The organism is Jeotgalibacillus sp. 10bf12 (genome assembly GCF_055597105.1).
In genome coordinates this window covers 3,416,683-3,437,788 of record NZ_CP200276.1, presented here as the reverse complement: position 1 = coordinate 3,437,788, position 21,106 = coordinate 3,416,683, and the positions used below count along the sequence as shown (strand labels likewise).

General features: G+C 36.4%; 17 protein-coding genes. 13 read left to right on the top strand and 4 right to left on the bottom strand.

What is annotated here, in order from left to right; translation table 11 throughout:
• Positions 1-12 precede the first annotated feature (12 nt).
• The 3 genes from DH10bf12_RS17915 to DH10bf12_RS17905 all read left to right on the top strand — a co-directional run bounded on the left by DH10bf12_RS17915 (position 13) and on the right by DH10bf12_RS17905 (position 4,162).
• The gene (locus tag DH10bf12_RS17915; protein ID WP_471738268.1) at positions 13-1,629 is read left to right on the top strand and encodes an ABC transporter permease; all 1,617 of its coding nucleotides are present in this window, start codon (positions 13-15) and stop codon (positions 1,627-1,629) included.
• A gap of 62 nt (positions 1,630-1,691) precedes the next feature.
• Positions 1,692-3,410, top strand: coding sequence for a sensor histidine kinase (locus DH10bf12_RS17910; RefSeq protein WP_471736570.1), 1,719 nt, complete (start codon positions 1,692-1,694; stop codon positions 3,408-3,410).
• A complete protein-coding gene (locus DH10bf12_RS17905; protein WP_471736569.1) occupies positions 3,407-4,162 on the top strand; it encodes a response regulator transcription factor in 756 nt (251 codons plus the stop codon). Before DH10bf12_RS17910 ends, DH10bf12_RS17905 begins: the two co-directional genes overlap by 4 nt.
• Before the next feature lie 141 nt (positions 4,163-4,303).
• Here DH10bf12_RS17905 and DH10bf12_RS17900 read toward each other — a convergent pair whose 3' ends face one another.
• From DH10bf12_RS17900 to DH10bf12_RS17890, 3 genes are all read right to left on the bottom strand, one after another.
• Positions 4,304-4,975 carry a class D sortase gene (locus DH10bf12_RS17900; protein WP_471736568.1) on the bottom strand — a complete coding sequence of 224 codons (672 nt, stop codon included), beginning with the start codon at positions 4,973-4,975 and terminating at the stop codon, positions 4,304-4,306.
• Between the two features lies 1 nt (position 4,976).
• The gene (locus DH10bf12_RS17895; protein WP_471736567.1) at positions 4,977-5,990 is read right to left on the bottom strand and encodes a processed acidic surface protein; all 1,014 of its coding nucleotides are present in this window, start codon (positions 5,988-5,990) and stop codon (positions 4,977-4,979) included.
• A 210-nt stretch (positions 5,991-6,200) separates the two neighbouring features.
• On the bottom strand, positions 6,201-7,220 hold the full coding sequence (locus tag DH10bf12_RS17890) for a C40 family peptidase (protein ID WP_471736566.1): 1,020 nt from the start codon (positions 7,218-7,220) through the stop codon (positions 6,201-6,203).
• A 406-nt stretch (positions 7,221-7,626) separates the two neighbouring features.
• Here DH10bf12_RS17890 and DH10bf12_RS17885 point away from each other — a divergent pair, with 406 nt between their 5' ends.
• The 8 genes from DH10bf12_RS17885 to DH10bf12_RS17850 all read left to right on the top strand — a co-directional run bounded on the left by DH10bf12_RS17885 (position 7,627) and on the right by DH10bf12_RS17850 (position 16,777).
• Positions 7,627-8,358, top strand: a complete 732-nt coding sequence (locus tag DH10bf12_RS17885; RefSeq protein WP_471736565.1) for a CBS domain-containing protein — start codon at positions 7,627-7,629, stop codon at positions 8,356-8,358.
• A 15-nt stretch (positions 8,359-8,373) separates the two neighbouring features.
• Positions 8,374-8,661, top strand: a complete 288-nt coding sequence (locus tag DH10bf12_RS17880; protein ID WP_471736564.1) for a RyR domain-containing protein — start codon at positions 8,374-8,376, stop codon at positions 8,659-8,661.
• A 14-nt stretch (positions 8,662-8,675) separates the two neighbouring features.
• Positions 8,676-10,508 carry an NAD-binding protein gene (locus tag DH10bf12_RS17875; RefSeq protein ID WP_471736563.1) on the top strand — a complete coding sequence of 611 codons (1,833 nt, stop codon included), beginning with the start codon at positions 8,676-8,678 and terminating at the stop codon, positions 10,506-10,508.
• On the top strand, positions 10,478-12,691 hold the full coding sequence (locus DH10bf12_RS17870) for a toll/interleukin-1 receptor domain-containing protein (RefSeq protein WP_471736562.1): 2,214 nt from the start codon (positions 10,478-10,480) through the stop codon (positions 12,689-12,691). Before DH10bf12_RS17875 ends, DH10bf12_RS17870 begins: the two co-directional genes overlap by 31 nt.
• A gap of 14 nt (positions 12,692-12,705) precedes the next feature.
• On the top strand, positions 12,706-13,662 hold the full coding sequence (locus tag DH10bf12_RS17865) for a hypothetical protein (protein ID WP_471736561.1): 957 nt from the start codon (positions 12,706-12,708) through the stop codon (positions 13,660-13,662).
• Positions 13,663-13,790: 128 nt separating this feature from the next.
• The gene (locus DH10bf12_RS17860) at positions 13,791-14,354 is read left to right on the top strand and encodes an SH3 domain-containing protein (protein ID WP_471736560.1); all 564 of its coding nucleotides are present in this window, start codon (positions 13,791-13,793) and stop codon (positions 14,352-14,354) included.
• A gap of 168 nt (positions 14,355-14,522) precedes the next feature.
• A complete protein-coding gene (locus DH10bf12_RS17855; RefSeq protein WP_471736559.1) occupies positions 14,523-15,464 on the top strand; it encodes an AAA family ATPase in 942 nt (313 codons plus the stop codon).
• A 32-nt stretch (positions 15,465-15,496) separates the two neighbouring features.
• Complete coding sequence (locus tag DH10bf12_RS17850; protein ID WP_471736558.1) at positions 15,497-16,777, top strand: AAA family ATPase; 1,281 nt, start codon at positions 15,497-15,499, stop codon at positions 16,775-16,777.
• 46 nt (positions 16,778-16,823) lie between these two features.
• Here DH10bf12_RS17850 and DH10bf12_RS17845 read toward each other — a convergent pair whose 3' ends face one another.
• Positions 16,824-17,264, bottom strand: a complete 441-nt coding sequence (locus DH10bf12_RS17845) for a hypothetical protein (protein ID WP_471736557.1) — start codon at positions 17,262-17,264, stop codon at positions 16,824-16,826.
• Positions 17,265-17,566: 302 nt separating this feature from the next.
• Between DH10bf12_RS17845 and galU the strand changes: the two genes are divergently transcribed.
• Both galU and DH10bf12_RS17835 read left to right on the top strand, forming a co-directional pair.
• Complete coding sequence (gene galU, locus DH10bf12_RS17840) at positions 17,567-18,436, top strand: UTP--glucose-1-phosphate uridylyltransferase GalU (protein ID WP_471736556.1); 870 nt, start codon at positions 17,567-17,569, stop codon at positions 18,434-18,436.
• Between the two features lie 499 nt (positions 18,437-18,935).
• Positions 18,936-21,029, top strand: coding sequence for an LTA synthase family protein (locus DH10bf12_RS17835; RefSeq protein WP_471736555.1), 2,094 nt, complete (start codon positions 18,936-18,938; stop codon positions 21,027-21,029).
• The last annotated feature ends 77 nt before the right edge of the window (positions 21,030-21,106 follow it).

Sequence of the window (21,106 nt, the reverse complement as noted above, 5' to 3'; positions counted from 1 at the left end):
ATATGGTCTGTGATGACCGTTATTATATTTTCAATCTATGCGCTATTTTTACTGTATCCATTATTTTCACTGCTGGTAACAAGTGTAAAGGATCCGGGATCAGGCAGCTTTTCGCTTCATTACTTCTCAGACTTTTTTACAAGCGCCTATTATATGGAGTCATTATGGAACAGCTTTAAAGTAACGGCAGCTGTAACTGCGATTTCAGCACTTGTTGCTGTCCCGCTCGCTTATATTATGTCGACGGTCAAAATTAAAGGCGCTATTCTGATTACTACGTTAATCATTATTTCGTCTGTATCACCTCCATTTATCGGTGCATATTCATGGATTTTATTACTGGGTAGAAATGGATTGATTACGAACTTTTTTCAGGACTATTTGAATATCACGATTCCTGATATTTATGGCTTTACCGGTATTACACTTGTATTAGTGCTTCAGTTATTCCCGCTCGTATATATTTATACGCTTGGAGCGCTCAGAAATGTTGATGCTTCTTTAATTGAAGCAGCTGAAAGTATGCAGTGTACAGGTATCAGGAAAATGACGAAAGTTATTGTCCCGCTGATTATTCCAACGTTACTTGCAGGCTCACTCCTTGTTTTTATGCGTGCGCTCTCTGATTTTGGAACGCCAATGCTGATTGGTGAAGGATACCGTACGATTCCAGTTATGATTTTCACTGAATTTATCAGTGAAGTTGGAGGAGATGCAGGGTTTGCTGCTGCGATCAGTGTAATCGTTGTGATCATTGCTTCACTTGTCTTTTTACTACAGAAGTATATTTCAAAGCGAAAGTCATTTACGATGAGTGCGCTGAGGTCCATTGAACCAAAGAAATCTTCAGGTCTTGCAAGTGTTCTGGCTCATACTTTCGTATACGGAATTACGGCGATTGCACTTTTGCCGAGAATATATGTGATTTATACTTCATTTCTTAAGACAGAAGGAACTGTATTTTTACAGCAGTTCTCACTCGACAGTTATGTGATTTCATTTGACCGTCTTGGCAGCAGCATTCAAATTACATTTATGCTCGCAATTGCCGCAATGGTTATTATTGTGATTATGTCAGTGTTTATTGCATATCTCACTGTCCGGCGTCCGAATAAAATCAACGACTCTCTCGATACGGTCAGTATGTTTCCATTTATCGTTCCGGGATCGATTCTTGGTATTGCGCTGCTTGCGTCATTTAACAGCGGACCGATCATTCTCGGCGGCACGGCTTTTATTATGATTATTTCTTTTGCAATCCGGCGTCTTCCTTATACGATCAGATCAAGCGCAGCTGTGCTGAATCAGATCAGTAAATCCGTTGAAGAGGCTTCAATCAGTCTGGGGGCCTCAAATATCAAAACGTTTATTAAGATTACACTCCCGATGATGGCTTCAGGCATTATTGCCGGAAGTATTCTGAGCTGGATTAATATTTTCAGTGAACTGAGTACATCTATCATCCTTTACACAGGGGCTACAAGAACGATGAGCATTGCCATCTATACAGAAGTGCTCAGAGGAAGTTATGGAACAGCAGCAGCTTTATCAACAATTCTGACTGTCGTGACTGTTCTCTCTCTGCTCATATTCTTTAAAGTATCCGGTAAGCGGGAAGTAGCTATCTAAATTTGATCCTGAAAAGCTTTCTTACTGTGATATGATGAAGTAAGAAAAAGGAGGAAATGCAGATGCAGCCAAATAGTATAAAAGAGCAGGCGAGAAAGATCTTTATCAGGTACACGTCGATTCTTTTGATACTTGTGACAGTTGCTGTATCTGCATTTTTTTACGTTAATTCATCTCAGATGTCAGTTAGACAAACTGACAATGCCGCCGCACAGCTTACAGCGCAACTCGCCTTAGTCCACGAATCCTATACAACCTTTATTGAACGCACCAAAAGCAGTGAAAGAGTACACGATTATATCCGTACACAGTCCGGTGAATCATCACTGTTCCAATCGTTTTATGAATTTAACACAGGTCAGACAGTTCAAAGTGATTTCTTTTTATTTGATTCTAAGGAGTCACTAATTCTGTCAAATGCATTGGATAACGATCAGCTGTCATTACAGCAGGCCGACTATTTTGCCTCCTCTATCAGGCTGATCAAACTGAGTGAAGAAGACTATATCACACGCGTGAACCGCGTACCTTATCATAACGGGAAAACCTCTTCTTTTCTGTACGGATCTGAAGTTGTTGCAAATGGAGAGGTGACAGGTTATATCTTTTATATGTTACACGAAGAAGACTTTCTAGATCTCTTATTCCAGCAGGCGATTCATCTTGCTGTTATCACAGATCAGTTTGATACAATCGTCGCAACGAGCAATAACTCAGTGGGAGATTTTTTAAATAAATACAGACCACAGCCTTTAACAAATGGAAATGTGAAAATTAGAGAAAATGAGCTCGTACAGTCACAGGATCATGTGGAAGGCACTTCTCTGACAGTGTATACGCTCAACCCGCCTCAGACGATCACAAGCCCTGCTATCTGGCTGATTTCGTTTTTAATTGTACTGTTTGTATCTGTTTTCTTACTATTGAAAGTGATGTCAGATCGCCTGTCATATTCACTTACGGCAAGTGTTAATGGCATGATTGAATCCATAAAACATTTTAAATCAGGGAATGCCGATTATTATTTAAAGCCATCAGAAGACTATGAAATACAGATATTAACTGACCAGTTTAACGCCATGCTGGATGAGATCAATACACTTATTTCTGAAAAAGAAGAACTGTCTGAGAGACAGAAACAAACTGAAATAAAACAGCTTGAAGCCCAATTCAATCCGCACTTTGTATTTAACATACTTGAATCCATCAGATACCTGATCATTATTGAACCAAAACGTGCAGAAGAAAGCATTCTCGCTTTATCGAAGCTACTGAGGTACAGCGTGAAAAAGAATGTAGATGAAGTATCTGTGCGGGAAGAGTTGAATTACCTTGAACACTATATGAGGCTGCATCAGCTCAGATTTAATCAGGCTATTCAATACGAAGTGAAAATGGATCCAATGGTTAGACTTCACGTTGAACAAATTGTGATACCTAAATTACTATTTCAGCCACTGATTGAAAATGCGATCAAACACGGTTATTCAACCGGCAGGCAGCTGAATATTCTGATTTCACTTTCTTTTAAAAATAATCAGTTGATCTGCAGCGTAACGGATAATGGTCAAACCATCGATGCCACTCAACTGAAAAACCTGTTGAATCAGCTTGAGATCACTGGATCCAATCAGCTGGGACTCGGACTATATAACGTTCACCGAAGAATTCAACTGTTTTTCCCTGAAAATAGAGGCGTTCATTTATCACTTGAGAATGATCGTTTTAAAGTCAGCTTTTCCATTCCACTAACGCTGATTCATGAAAGAGGGATCATATGAAAAAAATCCTGTTGGTAGAAGATGAAGAAATTATCCGTCGCGGTCTGGCACTGACATTTGATTGGCATGCCCATCATTGCTCGATTGTAGGAGAGGCGTCTAATGGAAAAGAAGCACTCGAAATGATTGAAAAAGTCCAGCCGAATATCCTGATTACAGATATCAAAATGCCCCAAATGGATGGATTGGAGCTGTTAGAAGAGTGCCAGCAATACCCTGAAATTGTCACCATTATACTATCGAGCTTCAATGAGTTTGAATACGCTAAGCAGGCAATGAGGATGGGTGCAGTTGATTACCTTTTAAAGCCGCTTGATCACAATGAACTTGCAGAATCTCTAAAGAAGGCTGTCCACACACTTGATCATGCCCGGAAAGTCTTGCAGCCGACTGTGAGCGGGCAAAAACACGGTCAGCTATCACCTGAGTTTCTATCAGTCCCAATTCAACGCATCCTTGTCTATATCGAAGAACACTACACAAAAAAAGTAACCGTCCAGGATATTGCTGATAGTATTGAAAAAAGTCCAACCTACGTGCATAACCTGTTCAAAAAAGAAATGAACCAGACCATCAACCAATACATCAACAAACTTCGTATTCAAAAAAGCATCTTCCTTATGCAAAATGGAAATGATCATATCTACTCTATTGCACTGGAAGTTGGCTATAGCGACTACAAATACTTTACGACTGTTTTTAAGAAGTATACGGGTGAGACGCCGTCGGGATTTATCAGGGGGTTGGGGTGATACAGCGAAAACAGATGGTGAGGTATCTTTTGAGGTATTTTATATGAAAAATATAGGTCTGTCTCCATGTATCAAAAATAAATTTGTCATCCAGAAGATGATAGACTGATTAAAATAGCGTGCCACATAGGGCACGCTATTTTAACGTTCACTTTTAATTAAGTCTGCGATTAAAATATATCTTTCTGTTGTGAAGCCGATTGCGTCAAAGGGATAGCAGGTGGATAGTGTCAGGGTAGCTTTTGGCTTAGGTACGATGATGGACCGATCATCTTCATCAACGATCCTGACTTTTCTTACTTTGTAGGTAAAGCTCCCTGCCTCTGTGACGACTGTCAGCAGATCGTTTTCTCCTACTTCACCAAGCCTGCGAAATACAGTATCCCGATGACCTGCTAAAACTGAGTTATCCTGTTCACCAGGTAGTACACTCCCTGCGAAGTGACCTACACCTCTTTCCAATTCATCTTCATTGGTCCCATGAAAAATTGGCAGACTGACATCAAGCTTAGGAATGATGAGTTCCCCCATATGGTCTCCGATATCAGGTGATGAAGGATACAAAGGTTCATCAATTGGACTTTCCGCTTTTCTATTCGAAAATTTCTCATCCTTCACGACATTTTCCGCTTTAATTTCTGATACCTGATGGGACTCTGCACTTGTTTTATACAGATAGTATCCTTTTAACAATAGAAAAGCATTTGAACTGGCAAACCAGAATCCAAATGAAATTAACCCAACACCAAACAGTAAGAAGATACTCTTTTTCAGGCGTAATTTCCGCGTTCTGCGGGCGTTTCTGGATTCCATTTTAAGCTTCCTGTCGGCGATAACGTCGCACTGCCCATACACCCATCACTAAAGCGCTAAGTCCAAGAAGGACATTTGCTAGATAATTTGCACCTGTATATGGAAGTTTCTCACCTTTTACTGTTTTAGTAATAGCAGCAGTTCCAGTGACAGTTTCCTGTGCCTGAGCTTTCACTTCTTTTTTCGTCTCTACAGCTTTTTCAACCACTGGAAGATCCCCTGCAGTTTCCTGAATTAGTTCGGAGCCAAACATTTCATTTGTTAAAATAAAATCAGCTAAAAATTTACCCTGTTTATTAAACAGTGAGATGACTAAATTATAGTCTTCAATATTTGTCATTGAAATAAGTTCAGACAATGAGATTGATCTCTCTTCACCGCTTTTTACTAATGTAAAAATAGCATCCATTTCAAAAATATCAAGCATTTCCTGCATGATTGATAATAATTCCGCAATCTGCTCAGCAGATAATTCAGTTGCAGATTCGAACTCCTCAAAAGCCATCAGTCGCTCATAAACTGCATCAAGTCTTGCTTCAATTGCTTCAAAGTCAAGAGTTTCAAGGTGAGTAAATAAACGGTCCAATTCTTCCTCTGTCAATCCAAATTCAGCAAATAAATCATCATAGTAGTAGTCTTCTTCATATCCATTTAATTCTTCTATAATATAGAATTCAATATCATCAATAAACAAATAATCCGCTACTGTTTCCCCATATAACGCCATAATTTCATCAAGCTCTTCACGTGTTAATTCATACGCATCCAATAATTCCTGCAGGCTTTCTTCAGTCATTACCGGTCCCAGAAAATATTCCAGCTCTTCAAATGACTCAAAATCACTAATTCTATATCCATAATACTCCCACAGATATGTATCCAACTCATCTTCAGTCCACTGAATCTGAGCAAGATATGTATCCAGTTCTACTTGATCTACAGCTGCCAAACCACTTACAGGAAAGCTACTAACAACCAATAGCATAGCAAAAACCACCGACAGCAACGTCTTCACTTTTCATCTTCCTCTACTATTTAATTAATACTAGAATATTATAGTCCCGGATTTAGAAAAAGGATATCATTTTTTGTAAAAATGAGATAAAAATTTCCTTTTAGATATAGGATGAAAGTGGTTTTTATACGAAAAGGAATAATTTTCATAAAATATACTGTCAGCTCCGTCCCTGTGTAACAAAAAAAGCTGCCGCAGCAGCTTTTTTCATTAGAAACTTCTATAACTATCAAATTTAGAACTCCAGTAAGGATTGCTCAGGCTTGTAACTTCTACGCCGTTATTACCAGCGTGGATGAACTGGTTACCGCCAACATAAATTCCTACGTGTGAGATTCCTGCTTTGTATGTGTTTTTGAAGAATACAAGATCTCCAACTTGTGGGCTGCTCACATGTGAAGAGCGTGAGTAGTAGCCGGCTGCGCTTGTTCTTGACGTATCAAAAACGTAGCTGATGAAGCCGCTGCAGTCGAAGCCTGATGGTGATGCTCCGCCCCATACATATGGTGTGCCGATTTGTGCTTTAGCTCTTTGAATAATACCTGATGAACTAGTTGAACTAGATGAACTAGTTGCTTGAGTTGATGTTTGAACTGGACCTGAAGATACATTAGAAGCTGTACCTGTCACTTTAAGTGTTTGTCCAGGGAAAATAAGATATCCGCTTAAGGCATTTAAGTTCATTAACTGAGAAAGACTAATTCCGTGATTAGCTGCAATTCTTGATAATGAATCACCAGACTTAACTGTGTAAGTTGATGTAGATGAAGTAGCGCTTGAACTTGATGAACTGCTAACAGTTGTACTGCTAGTATGTACTGTGCCTTCAAGCTTAAGTGTTTGTCCAGGATAAATCAGATGAGATGAAATATTGTTTAAAGATCTGATACTTGATAATGAAGTACCTGTTTTCGCTGCAATTCCAAATAATGTATCACCAGATTTTACAATATATGTTGATGCACTAACAGAAGTTGTGCTACCAGTGTTAGAAGATGATGCTGATGAACTTCCTGAAACTCTTAGTACCTGATTTGGGAAAATAATATCTGATGTTAAGCTATTAAGCTGTTTAATATGATTAACGGAAGTTTGGTGTTCGATTGCAATCTTCCAAAGTGAATCACCACTTGATACTTTATACGTGCTCGCCAATGCCTGAGATCCAAGTCCACTAATTGTCGCTGCAATCGCTGTAGTAGCTACAGCCGTACGTGCCCACTTTTTCAAAATCTGTACACTCCCTATATTACAATTAACACCATCTCTTGATGTTTTGTTTATATTTCTAACATTTATATTACTTTAAATTAGGCTATAGGGGTATTACAGATATATTAAAAAGTGTTACAAAGTATTACAAATAATAGTTTAAAAGTTTTGTTTTTGGGTAAAGTCGACCTTTTTTAAACTGCTTTGTTAATTCGAAATCAATAGTAAAGGTACATATACATATATTTAATGAGAGTCACCTTTACTTTTTACTTTATAAATTTTATCAGGATATAAAAATATTTAGAGAGTGAATACCTAAGTGCCCATTACACTTATTGATATCAAAAACTTACAAAAATCCCTTTTTCCATCTTGATATATGGTATAATTTACTCAAAAATTGATATAAGCGAGGTGAACTATGACACATTCTCTGGAAGATCAACGATATACAAAATCCGAGCGATTTGAAATTGCATTTAATCAGATTCACCTGAGGCTTCAAAGAATTGATCAGTCGGGTGAAAATCGGTTTATAGCTCTATTACATACTGGAAGAGAACGTCACAAAGTAATTGAAAAGTATTTTAATGAACTAAAGCAATATGCAAAACTTAGAAATTCATTAGTTCATTATAAGACTGAGTTAGGTACATATATAGCAGAACCACATGAAGAGGTTGTAGAACGAATTGAGGATATTGCGAGTATTTTTAATAAACCTAATTATGCACTTTCAATTGCTACCCAGCCCGTCATTTCATTTGATGTCAATGAATCTATTAGTCAAGTAATTGCTGTCTATACGACTCACCGTTATTCTCAATATCCGGTGTATGCTGAAGGGAAGTGTATCGGTTTAATAAAAATGGGTGATGTCCTGTGCTGGTTAATGGATCATTTTGACCAGAACGAGCGTTATTTGAGAGAGATAACAATTGCATCATTACTCACGAAAGTAAAAATGGATGAGCTTTTGTTTGTAAATAAATCGATTGATGTCTTTACCATTGAAGATCTTTTTTCAGAACGTCACAGAAAAGGAGAAGAACTGGAAGTGGTGTTGATTACTGAAAATGGTAAGAAGGACGAAACTCCTCTTGGAATTATTTCTTCGTGGAACTTAATTGAAATAGATTACAACATTGAATGAATAGAGGGATGTAAAGTGGTTTATAGACCTGAACCAGTTGATACAAGTGATGTGAAACTTCCTAAAGATATTTTTGCTTTGCAGGAACAGCTTGCCAAAAACACACATGAGAGATGGGCAGAGGAGAAGTATAAGGAAGGTTGGAGTTACGGGGAAGAACTGGATCATAAAGAAAAGAAACACCCAGACCTTATTCCTTATGAACATCTTTCGGAATTAAAAAAGGACTATGACCGCATCACTTCGATGGAGACGTTAAAAATGATTTACAAGTTAGGTTATGCCATACATAGAAAAACGTAATAGGAGGTGCTTCCTTGACTAAAAGTGCTGGATTCGTAAAGAAGAGGATGAAAGATGCTCTTACTAAAAAGCGTTGGCTTGTTTTGACAACAATCTTGTTTGCTATAGCATTAACGTTAGGAACATATTCATATTACCAATATCCTGGTTATCAATTTTCTGACAGTATTTATGCAGCCATACGACTCTTTACATTAAATGTTGAGATACCTGTTAATCTCTCTTACAGTTGGCAACTGGAACTAGCCAGGTGGATTGCTGCATTTGTTGTTGTTTCAAACATTGCAGGAACAATATTGTTAATTTTTAGACAGGAGATAAAATTGCTTTTTCTTCCAATGAGTCAAGATCATTATATAATCGCTGGTCTGAGCAAAGGGGCTTATTATCTCGCAAATGATTTAAGAAACAGTAATGAAAAAGTGATTATTATAGAAAAAAACCCCGCAAATATATACATAGATGAACTAAGAAAAAAAGGTTGTGTAATTGTTATAGGTGATGCAAGTAATGCCGAGCTTTTAAATCAGGTTGCTTTATCAAAAGCGAAAGGGTTAGTTATTTATACAAGTAAAGATCATGAAAACGTTGATATATTACTAAACCTACTTGAAGACGGTGGAAAAAACACATCAGATCTTAATTTTCTAAAAGTGTACGTTCATTTAAACTCCAAAAAGTTTAACAATATTATTGAGGAAGCTAATATAATACATGGTTCAGAATCTGAAAAAGACAGGTTTATAATGGACATTTCTACATTTAATATTTATGAGCTTGAAGCCCGGCTTCTTTTTAACTCTCATCCATTATACGGAAATTTGGATATTGTCAGTGCTGGTGCAAAATCAGGTCACTTATTAATTTTAGGCTTTGGACTTGGTGGCAAATTCATAGCACTTGAAGCGATTAAGAGAGCGCATTTTCCTAATGGAAAAAAACTCTCTATTACTGTTGTAGACAGAAATGCAGACAAATTAAAATCTGAATTTGCTGCTGATTATCCCTATGTAAATAAATCATGTGATATTCAATTTGTTCAGTGTGATGTAAATTCATCAGAGTTTAAAACCCTGGTGAATTTGAATTGTAAAAGTTTTACCTATGCAGTAGCGTGTTTTGATAATGATGAGTTAGATTATACGGTTTCAACAATTTTAAATGATTATTTAGAAGACATCCCATTAGCAATACGCTTCTCTAATTCATTGAATATTGCGAATTTTCTTAATGATAATCAGATTACATTTTCGAACTTTATCAATTTTGGAGATTTAAGTGAAGTTTCAAATCAGACCTACATTATTCAGGAAAAACTCGAAATGATCGCTAAGAAAATTCATCAAGTGTATATAAACAAGGAATTAATACCTGAGAATCAAATAAAGTGGAACGAACTGCATCGACATTTAAAAGACTCTAACCTTGCACAAGCAGATCATATAGACACGAAACTGTATGCACTTGGGATGATCAAGAGGAAACAGGGAGATTCGGCAAATGTAGTCTCTCAGCAGGAGTTTTACTCGATTGTTAATCCTATGAAGGAAGACCTGTCAATCGCTGAACATGCCAGGTGGAATGCATTTTATTTTGCAAGTGGCTGGGCACCTTGCGAAAGTTCATTTAAAAAGGAACTGGCAAAGAAAAAAAAGCTACACGCATGCCTTGTAGAATGGGATGAACTCGACCAGGTCTCAGCAGATCATCAAGTGGATTATAAGCAAGAAGATAGAAATTATATTGAAAAACTTTATCAAACTGTTACTGAAAGTGGATACCAATTAATCAGAAACAGGAAAGGGGATATTGAAAAATGCAATCAGCTAAAGGAAAAGTCTTCTTAAGTCATACTTCATCAAATGTAGATAAAATTAAAGAGTTTGCTCATCTTTTTGAAAGTAATGATATTCCTACTTGGTATGCACCACGGGATATTCCAGCGGGAGAGACCTATTACGAGCAGATTATTCATGCAATTGAAAACGACATCGAGATTATGCTCGTGTATATGACAGAGGATATCCAGCAATCTGATAATGTAAAGAAAGAAATTGCCAGTGCTCACAATTATGGAAAGAAAATTATACCAGTTGTAGATACAAAGATATCAGCACCAAAAAATATAGAATACTTTGTTTCAGATCCTCAGTGGATTGAGTTGGATCAGGTCGGCCCAGATGGTTTATTAATTAGCGTAATAGAAGCTTACCAAAACCATACAAGCGGGAAAACAAGCCTGGACTTAATAGTACCTAAGCCTGTGTTAAAAAAAGAATTGTCAGCAGGTATTGTTTATGAGGTATCAGAAAAACAGAAGAAATTAACTCAGGATGTATTCATTCCAGGGAATGGTTACCAGGAGGCTTTTAAATTTATTGAAGAATTTGGAGTAGCTGTTCTGCATCACCCGTTAAACACTGGTAAGTATTCAGCAGCGATCAACCTCTTAGTTGAAAAGAAAATGAAAACTATTTTTGAGTTAAGTCCGGAAATAACAATGTACGAATTGTTCGAGATACCCATTCTTCCTAAGACAGGCTATGTTTTACAAGCGGATCTGTCAATGACCGGATGGACGACGAATCAGCCTGCATGGGAAAGGTATGCTCAAAAGCTGATTGATCAAGGAAGTGCACTTTGTATTGTAACGCCAAACAAGCCGAAATTTAAAGAGCTGGATCCTTATGCGGTAAGGTTAGATAAGCCGGATAAAACAATTGAAGTGATTAAAGCACATTACAAAAGAAATTATAAAATAGAATTACCTTCTGACAAGTTAGAAATATTGGATAAACATTTGCCTGACACCCTCTATCCTCAAGAGGCAGTGAATTTAGTGAACAGAGTCAATCAATTTATAGAAAATGAGCTTCCGTTAGAACAACTTCTTGGGTCAATTGATTCAGTCTCTAAAAAGAGAGTGGAAGCATGGTTTGAAAGCGATAAAACCATCAGAGAAATTGCTATGTTAATGTCCATCAGTATTTTCGAAGGGGAGCCAATAGATCTTATCTTGGAAAAAAGAAACACGATTGAGGATCTGATTAATCAAGATAATGAAACCAGATTTTTAAATGAAACAAACATTGAAGAGTATCTACAAAGGTTCCATGCTTTTGAGAAAAAAGTGAAAATAGTAATGGACTATGGGCAGGACAGTCATACAGGTGTGTTTTTACAATATAATGAAGATCACAAGTCTATATGGAAGTATTTGTGGCGTCACCTGGACACAGGACAAAAGAAAAAAATAACAGACTTTTTACTTAACAGTCTTGAGCATAAAAAAGTGAAAAAAAATATTCTATTCATTTTTACAACACTTGCAATTGAAAGTTTTCCGTTTGTTAGAAAAAATGTGTTACACCCTTTACTCGATTCCTCTGATTCTAGTAAACGTATCTTAGCAATAGAAGTTATCAATCAATACATGGTTATAACAGGGAACTACACGCGGATATGGAATCTCACAAAATCGTGGGCAGGCTCCCACAATTATTCACTTAAATGGAGTGTATTGACCTTAATCAGAGGACCATTAGGGAAAATTAATTTTGAAGAGAGTTTTATACTGCTTCAGAAAATATTAGAAAGTGAACCAAAATTAATAAATCTTGTGCTTGAGTGCCTTATACAGTTGAGTGAATACACTAAAGAATCTGAGGAAATAAATCAAATATTTTTCGAAAAAAGTATTAAATGGATTGAAGAAGCCAATCAGAGAAACAATTTAGAAGTCTTTTTATCACTTTATGACAAGTTAATTATCAGACATCCTAAACTATTCTTTAGTTCCGTTAAACAATACCAGAATGATTTATGGTTTCCTTTATTTGACCAAATGTACAGCACTCAAACATCAGATTTGTTGATTAGAAGACTGTTTGGAGAAGTGTATGAAGATGACTTTAAATTAGAATCCTTAAAAGACTTTATTAATTACTTCAAAGAAAATGCAACCGATACATCAAGAAGAAGAATGGGTTTACATTTAAAAGAAAGAAATCTTTTAAGCGTAATAGATTGAACGGAGGGAAATTGATGAAATTAATTCAGGAGATAGTAGATGTGAGATTCAATTTAACAAATGTTGAACCTTATCCTGAAAACGGGTTTTGTTATGTATATGCCAATCATTTAAACAACATGGCTACTATTAGACAGGGACAGGTAATGACAAACAAGAAAGGAAAAAAGAATAAGTTCATTAAAAGATATAAGATTAGTGAAGAAACAGTTAAAAAAGAATGTAGCTTTGAAGTTATGGGTAATGATGATGCACTTGATTTTGATGTAAATGTTATGTATTCAATAAAAATTGAGGATCCTGAAAAATATATTTTATATAATATAGACCCTATAGTAGATGACGTAACAGATAAATTAAACAGGGAGGCCATTCGACTAGGCTCCAATTTTACTCAAGAGAGTTATTACGCATATGAAAATGAACTCAGACGAGATTTAGGTGATCTTGAAGACATTGAAGATATGGGAATAAAAGTAGAAGTTGATGCAACTGTTAGAATCAATAAGGAATTAAAAGATACGAATAAAGAGAGTGTTATTGGAGAAAGAAAAGAGAAATATGATCATAAAAGAAAAATGGTAAGAGAGGATTATGATGAAGAGTATAGGCAGAAAAAGTTTGAAGAGTTAGAGTTCATTCTTCAAGATACATTTTATGAACAATACTTAGTCTTATACGATAACTCAAAAGAACTTAAAGATTTTTTAAAAGAGGAATTAAATTCTCATATTAGAGATGCTAAGGAAACATTAGAATCTTTAAACAAGCAATATAGGGATAAAATGATTGATAAAGTTGAATATGATGAACGAATGACAAGATTTAAAGAAACTTCAAATAATAGTGAGATAATTAACATTGGGAAAAGTATGAAAAGATTAGAATTAAATGTTGAAACTAACTCTACTTATCCGGACAATAAATCAAAAGTCGCCGTTGATCAAAAGGAATCTGACGAATGGAATTAATGGGAGTAAACATCTTTTGGTTAGCAGCTATTTTGTTATTCTTATATGTTTTATGTCTATTTATATACCCGTTTCTCAGGTTTGTCATACCAGTAATTCTTACTCCTGTCGTTTGGATACTCTCATCTTTGATTATTCTGGTGTTTAAAGGAATTGCAACTTTACCATTTAATGACCATAAAATTTCAAGCATTGAACATAGTGAAAGAAATGTCTGGATATTTTATGAAAATTGGAGAGGGTTTGCATTTTCAGGAAACAGACATTTTAAAAAGTATCAAATCAGTGTCATGATCCTGTTAATTGTTGGTACAGCAAGCGTGCTGTTAGTGCCTGATTCAAACTCAATCTCAAATGTGTCTATTAAAAATGGCTTTGAACAACGATTAGTGGCAATAGATGAGGGATTAAACCAAAAACTGAATGGAAGTAATGATGCTGAACCTGTCTCATTAAATGAGGGTAGCACTGATAAATATAAGTTGAAGCCTTCATATGAAGGGGGCAGTCTGCGAGAAGAACCTGTAGAAGGAACTGAGACAGATAATGTCATTCGATCTATTTCACCGGATGAAACACTATTATTTTTAGGAGAAACTGAAAAGCAGGGGAATATTACATGGTACAAAGTTAAAACACAGGATGATGAATATGGCTGGATTTCAGGTGGAATTATTGAAAAGGTTCAGTGATACAGAATAAGTTTTTATTAAATGAATATACCTCGTAAATGAGTTAAATGGAACAAACGACTATGAGAGCGAATAATGAATTATTTTCATTATTCGCTTTTTTGTAAACTCCTTCAGAGAGGAACTGACTAAATGTTATCAAGAATCAGACAAAATATGAGATACCACATGAATGGTGGAAAGTTTTTCTCCATTGAACAGGAAGATGAGAACTTCTATTATTTAATCAGTTTGTACAACTCAGAGTTTCTGTATGCGATTTCTTTGGAGGAAGCAGAACAATGTATAAAATTAATTGAGCCAATGTATGACTGGACACGTGTAAACGACATTCAGGATTTTTATGAAAAAGATCGTGAGGCTTACGAAAAAGTTGCTGTTCATTTAAGGAAATTTGGTGTCCCTATTAGAAAGAATGGTAATTACAGGGCTACAAAGTCTCAAAATGGCTTTGTTAAATATCGGATTAAAGATAAGCTGTGTACTGGTAAAGAACTTAGTTACGGGGTTGCCTACAGGGATCATAAGTTAGATATTATTTTTGCCGATGAATCCGTTTACTATTTTTCTGATGAAGAAAAAGCTGTATTATTTATTGAATTTACTAAACAATGGGTTCCATGGAATGAAGAAAAGATATTAAGTATGATCAGAAGTGACAACGAAATGTATGATTTTTTAAAGCAAACCATCGATAGAGTTGAAAATGAGAAAACATTAATCGAACCCGATGTTTTCACTGCAGCCTCTTTTACTTACTTAAGTTTTGGAAGTGATGATGAACAAAAATATGAGGTATATGTAGAATCTACTCAACATTTAGATTCGCTTATTGGATTGAATTATATAAAGAGTTATGTGGAAAAGATGCTGAAAATCGCAGCAGCGGATAAAAAGCTTTTGAGTCTGAATATCAGTACGAAAAGAAACAGTATGCATTCTCTTTTTGTAGGACCCCCCGGAACAGGTAAAACAGAAGTAGCCCGTTTGATGGCAGATCTTTTATGGTCACTGGATGTTATAGAAGAACATAAACTGACAGAAGTATCTAAAGAGGATTTTGTCGGCTTGTATGAAGGGGAGACTGAAAAGAAAACCAAAAGGCTTTAGGGGGTATACTTTTTATAGATGAAGCCTATACCTTGACAAGTGATAGTAATGAAGGCAATGTGCGAAATGGAAAGATCGCTCTAGAGATTATTATGAGTGCGATGGAAAATCACCGTGAAGATTTAATTGTTATCTTTGCAGGCTATGAAGATGAAATTGAAAAAATGGTTAATGGTAATCCAGGTATCAGATCGCGTATTAATCATACATTTGTATTTGAAAGTTTTACGCCACTTGAACTAGTTGAAATTGCTAAAATGATGCTTAGTCACAAATTTAATATTCAAAAGGTTGAAAATGAATTAAAAAAAGTCATTGAACAGCGTATAAATTCAGGCAAGATGTCAGGTAACGCCAGAGACGTCAGAAACTTGGTCCAGGAAATTATTGATAACCATAAAGTCAGTATTATGGAAGACAGAGTGGATCCAAAAGTGATATCAGCAGAGGATGTTCTGCTGGTAAACAAAAAAGTGGATTATAGAAACAAAGAAGGTATGGATGAAGTAAATAAACAGGCGCGAAGTGAATTAGATAATTTGATTGGACTGAAAACCATAAAAGAAGAAATGACTATTTGGGCAAATTATATACAAATTGAAAGACAGAGAGTTAAATTAGGTGCTTCTGTCAGTTACCCAACAATGCACATGATTTATACAGGTAATCCTGGTACGGGGAAAACTACTGTAGCAAGAATTATAGGGAAGTTACTAAAGTCTAATGGCGTTTTATCTAAAGGTCATTTTACTGAAGTAACCAGATCTGACCTTGTGGGTCAGTGGCAAGGAGAAACAGCAATAAAAACGAAAGAAGTCATACGTAAGTCCCTTGGCGGTGTACTTTTTATAGATGAAGCCTATAGCTTCTATCAAAGTGAAAGGGACCATTTTGGAAAAGAAGCAATTGATACATTGATCAGTGAAATGGAAGATCATCGGGATGAGCTAATTGTTATTTTAGCTGGTTACGAAGAAGATATGGATCATTTAATAAACGCTAATCCTGGCTTCGATTCCAGAATTTCTAACGTCTTTCACTTCCCTGATTACAATGCAGAAGAGCTATTTAGTCTGTTCAACTTAAATCTTACAAGTCTGAAATTTATCATCGGAAAAGAAGCATTAAACTATGCAAACTCAGCAATTGAATATTATTATGGTCAGGGGAAAATCAATGGTAATGGAAGATGGGTCAGAAACATGGTGGACCGCGTGAAAAAGATTCAGGCTAACAGGCTTGTAAAAGAAGGCTCAGTTGACTATTTTTCAATTACAAAAAAAGATATCGAGCTGACATTTGATAAAGTGTAAGAAGGCGTATGATCTGCCTTCTTACATCTAATTTCAAAGATATGTATTAAAAATTTGCTTCTCTTGGATCCCGTTCGTTGTCATGATCAGACTGAAAGGAATCGTCTTCATCATAAAATTCCTCATCATTTTTAACATTTGATCGTGAAAATAATGCTGTTAGTTTAAGAGCTAACGCTAGTAAGAAGATAAAAATGGTTTTAAAAAAGTAACCATCCATTAAAAACAGCCAATTCATCTCACCACTAGCTGGATGATAAGCGCCAATAATCGAGAGAATAACAGTCACCACTAATATAACGTAATGACCGGCCACACCTCTCAAAATTAACAAAGCCAAAAGGACAGGAACTGCTCCAAGGCCCAATAGCGTAATATAAAGTAACACCTCTAAAGTATTAGAAACTAACTTAAAATCATTCATCCTGGTTAAAAATATCAATACAGTTGTGAATAATACCAGAAACAGCAAACCGATAGGAGCCATCCCCTGAAACAACTCAACAAAAATAACATAAACAAAACTGAGACCGAAAATAAAAATTAAATTCAAAAAAACGGATGGTAGATTAATAATGTTCACTCCTTTGTATGGTATGTTATTAAAACTTTTGTGATGTGATGTCTGAATATCAGGTGATTCTATTATACTATGTAATGGAAGGGATTTAGGGGTTTATTTTGGAGCGATACAGGGGGACGGAGGTTATTGTATCAAAATGGTAATTATTACATATGTGATACACTTACCTCCGTCCCCCTGAATCATATTTGATAGGAGGAGTCGAATTGAACCACACCGTTAAAAAAGCGATTATTCCTGCGGCAGGGCTGGGCACGCGTTTTTTACCTGCTACGAAGGCAATGCCAAAAGAAATGCTGCCCATCGTGGATAAACCGGCGATTCAGTATATCGTGGAGGAGGCTGTGGAGTCGGGGATTGAAGATATTATTATTGTGACCGGAAAAGGGAAGCGTGCAATTGAAGATCATTTTGACCATGCTTTTGAACTTGAAGCCAATTTACTTGAAAAGAAGAAGTATGATTTGCTTGAAAAAGTGAAGAAGTCTTCTAAAGTTGAGATTCACTACATCCGTCAAAAGGAGCCGCTTGGGCTCGGACATGCTGTGTGGTGTGCAAGAAAGTTTATTGGTCAGGAGCCGTTTGCCGTTTTACTTGGGGATGATATTGTTCAGGCGGATAAGCCCTGTCTGAAACAGTTGATTGAACAATATGAGGAAACACAATCTACGGTCATTGGTGTGAAGCCGGTGCCTGATCATGAAACCCATCGCTATGGCATTGTGGACTTTAACAGGCAGGATGGAAACCTTTTTGAAGTGAATCAGCTTGTTGAAAAGCCTGAGCAAGGTAGTGCGCCATCAAACCTTGCAATCATGGGACGTTACATCCTTACGCCACAGATATTTTCATTTCTGGATCGTAAACAAAAGGGAGCTGGTGGAGAAATTCAGCTGACTGATGCGATTCAGGGATTGAGTGAGCATCAGCAGGTATATGCTTTTGAGTTTGACGGAATCAGATATGATATTGGAGAAAAAATCGGATTTATAAAAACAGTCATTGAATTTGGCATGCAGAATCCTGAACTGAGAGATGAACTGGAACAATATCTGAAAGAATTAATCAATCGATAAATTAATGGATTTCTAAGTCGAATAAAAGCTTGAGAAAGTTATTGTGATATAAGTGGTTCTTTTTCAAATTATGAGCGGTCTCCTTTTGAATCTATAAATAATATTAAAATCGTTTATAATAACGTTTTAGTGGTATAAGTATAAAGTATTTATATTCTAATGAATACAACTCCCTTCGAGTTGAATAGACTCACTCCCCCTGTATACATAACTAAAATTGGGGGAGATTTTTTAAAACTCTACATATTTAGAAAATGGTATAGTTCAATACGTTATGTGCATGTTGAAAAACAGGTGTTTTCCAAGTGAGTGTGACTTCCTGTTTCTTTGTTCATTTATTTTTTTCAATGGTCTAACCAATGCATCATGACACTATCATTCGTTTTAATGATATAATGGTGAGTAAGTTCCAGGAAGAGTAAATACATAACCTGAAGCCTGGATTCCTTGTCCTGGCTTCTTTTTATTCATAAGTAATAATTTAAGAGAGTTGATTTGATTGAAAAAAATTAAAGGGAAATTACCCGCAATTGTAGTACGGCTGTTTACTTTGCTTGTGATGTTTCTGGTGCCTCTGCTCACCTTGCTTGTTAGTGAGTGGGTTGTCAGGGAAGTGTTGCTCATGAGTGTAGAGGAGTGGGTGACGGAGTTTAATAAACAGTTTATTGTAAACTATTTATTCATCCTTGCACTTTATAATGTATTTTTTATCCTGCCCCGAAAATGGTTTTATGCTAGCAGTCTGATTATAACAGTGCTCATGATTGTATTTGCGATCGCCAACCGTTTTACGTTAGAGTTCAGAGCGGCACCTATTACGCTTGACGACTTCAAATTGATTAATGAGTTAAGAGGTTTTGAATCTCCTGTGGACATTAATTATTTACTGATAGGATTACTTTCAGGTGCTATTGTTTTAGTTTTTGCACTGTTTTTATATGCAATCCCAAAAATAAGAGAATGGTGGATCATTAAACTTGTGGTCTTTACTGTGTCGTGTTTCTTCATATATACAATGTGGTTTGATGAACCGATATCACCAATGAATGAAGCGGGCATGCAAAAAACGCTATGGAGACTTGATGTTGGTATGAAAAACAATGGGATCCTGGCAAACTTTATCTTCCTGGCAAAAACATCAGAAATAGAACCGTTAGAAGGTTACAGCAGAAAAAAAATAGAATCATTACATGCTGAGTACCCTGAAACAGAACGCGGATTAGATGAAAAGCCGAATGTAATCTATCTAATGAGTGAGTCTTTCATTGATCCCTATTATCTGGGCAAACATTTATATAAAGAAGATCCAGTGCCCTATTTCAGAGAGCTATATAACAATTCGATCAGTGGCTACATGTATTCTTCAGAATTCGGTGGAGGCACTGCAAATGTTGAATTTGAAGCGCTGACAGGTTTCAGTACCCAGTTCATGAGGCCGGATCATGTGGCATTCCAGCAATTTATTAACCAGCCAATTCCGACTATACCCTATTTGTTCAAACAGGAAGGGTACGAAACGACAGCAGTTCATGCCTACTTTTCGTGGTTCTATCAAAGAAGCTCAATTTACAAGCAACTCGGATTTGATCAGTTCATATCAGGAGAATTTATGGATTTGAAAACTCCGTTAGATCCGGGAGGCGCATTTCCGAAAGATTCAAATATGACTGATTCAATTCTTGAAACACTAGATTATACTGAGGGACCGGATTTCATTCATGCAGTATCCGTTGAAGCTCATGTGCCTTACTATGAAAGAGAAGAAAACGTCTTTCTGAAAGATCATGCTCTTACAGAAGAAACCAGGCCATTTCTGAATTCATATCTAGAGAGAATTCATTCAGTAGATCAGGAACTTGGCAGATTAATTGAGGCGCTTGAGCAATCAGAAGAAGAGACGATTATCGTATTCTGGGGAGATCATTTACCTGCATTTCCTAATGATAATGAGGTATATGGCCCGGAAGGTGCGAATATGATTGAAGATATGAGAGGAAATTATGAAGATTATCTCACGACACACAGAGTACCTTATTTTATTTGGTCGTCAAAAGATAACCAGCCTGAGAAAATAGATATTTCCCCAAACTTCGTTTCAGCAATGGTCACCGATATAGCCGGAATACCAGGTAACACAATTACTCATATGAATCAGAAGATCATGGAAGAAGATTACACAAGGATTCCTTACTCTGAATGGACCAGTCAGGAAAAAGAGCGCTCAGATACAATTAGGGATTTACAGATGATCCAGTATGACTGGTTGCATGGCAATCGCTACCATGAATCACTTGCGGGTGAACTGAATTCTTCCAGTGAATATCACTTAGGGCTGTACGATCAAATTGAATTAGTGGATTATACAACCAATGAAGACGAACATCATTGGACACTTATGGGCGCCCCAAAGTACACTTCGGTCCTTCTTAATGGCGAACTTACAGAATCATTCAGCTGGCAAAGACTTGAGAATGGTCTGACCAGTTATGAAATCCCTGAAAACATCATAAATTCAGGGGATGAAATTAAGTTTGTAGTTTATAATTCGAGGGGGAGGGCTTTGTTATCTTCCGAGGTTTTTGTGGTGAAGTGAATGGTATAGAGGAACGGAGATAGGTGCATCATTGTGGTGGATGCTGCATAGTAGATACAGTAACCATTACCTTTGTT

Coding starts and splice junctions, on each gene's coding strand:
- DH10bf12_RS17915 (WP_471738268.1), top strand. CDS start 13: ATGACCGTTATTATATTTTCAATCTATGCGCTATTTTTACTGTATCCA.
- DH10bf12_RS17910 (WP_471736570.1), top strand. CDS start 1,692: ATGCAGCCAAATAGTATAAAAGAGCAGGCGAGAAAGATCTTTATCAGG.
- DH10bf12_RS17905 (WP_471736569.1), top strand. CDS start 3,407: ATGAAAAAAATCCTGTTGGTAGAAGATGAAGAAATTATCCGTCGCGGT.
- DH10bf12_RS17900 (WP_471736568.1), bottom strand. CDS start 4,975: ATGGAATCCAGAAACGCCCGCAGAACGCGGAAATTACGCCTGAAAAAG.
- DH10bf12_RS17885 (WP_471736565.1), top strand. CDS start 7,627: ATGACACATTCTCTGGAAGATCAACGATATACAAAATCCGAGCGATTT.
- DH10bf12_RS17870 (WP_471736562.1), top strand. CDS start 10,478: ATGCAATCAGCTAAAGGAAAAGTCTTCTTAAGTCATACTTCATCAAAT.
- DH10bf12_RS17865 (WP_471736561.1), top strand. CDS start 12,706: ATGAAATTAATTCAGGAGATAGTAGATGTGAGATTCAATTTAACAAAT.
- DH10bf12_RS17855 (WP_471736559.1), top strand. CDS start 14,523: ATGAATGGTGGAAAGTTTTTCTCCATTGAACAGGAAGATGAGAACTTC.
- DH10bf12_RS17845 (WP_471736557.1), bottom strand. CDS start 17,264: ATGGCTCCTATCGGTTTGCTGTTTCTGGTATTATTCACAACTGTATTG.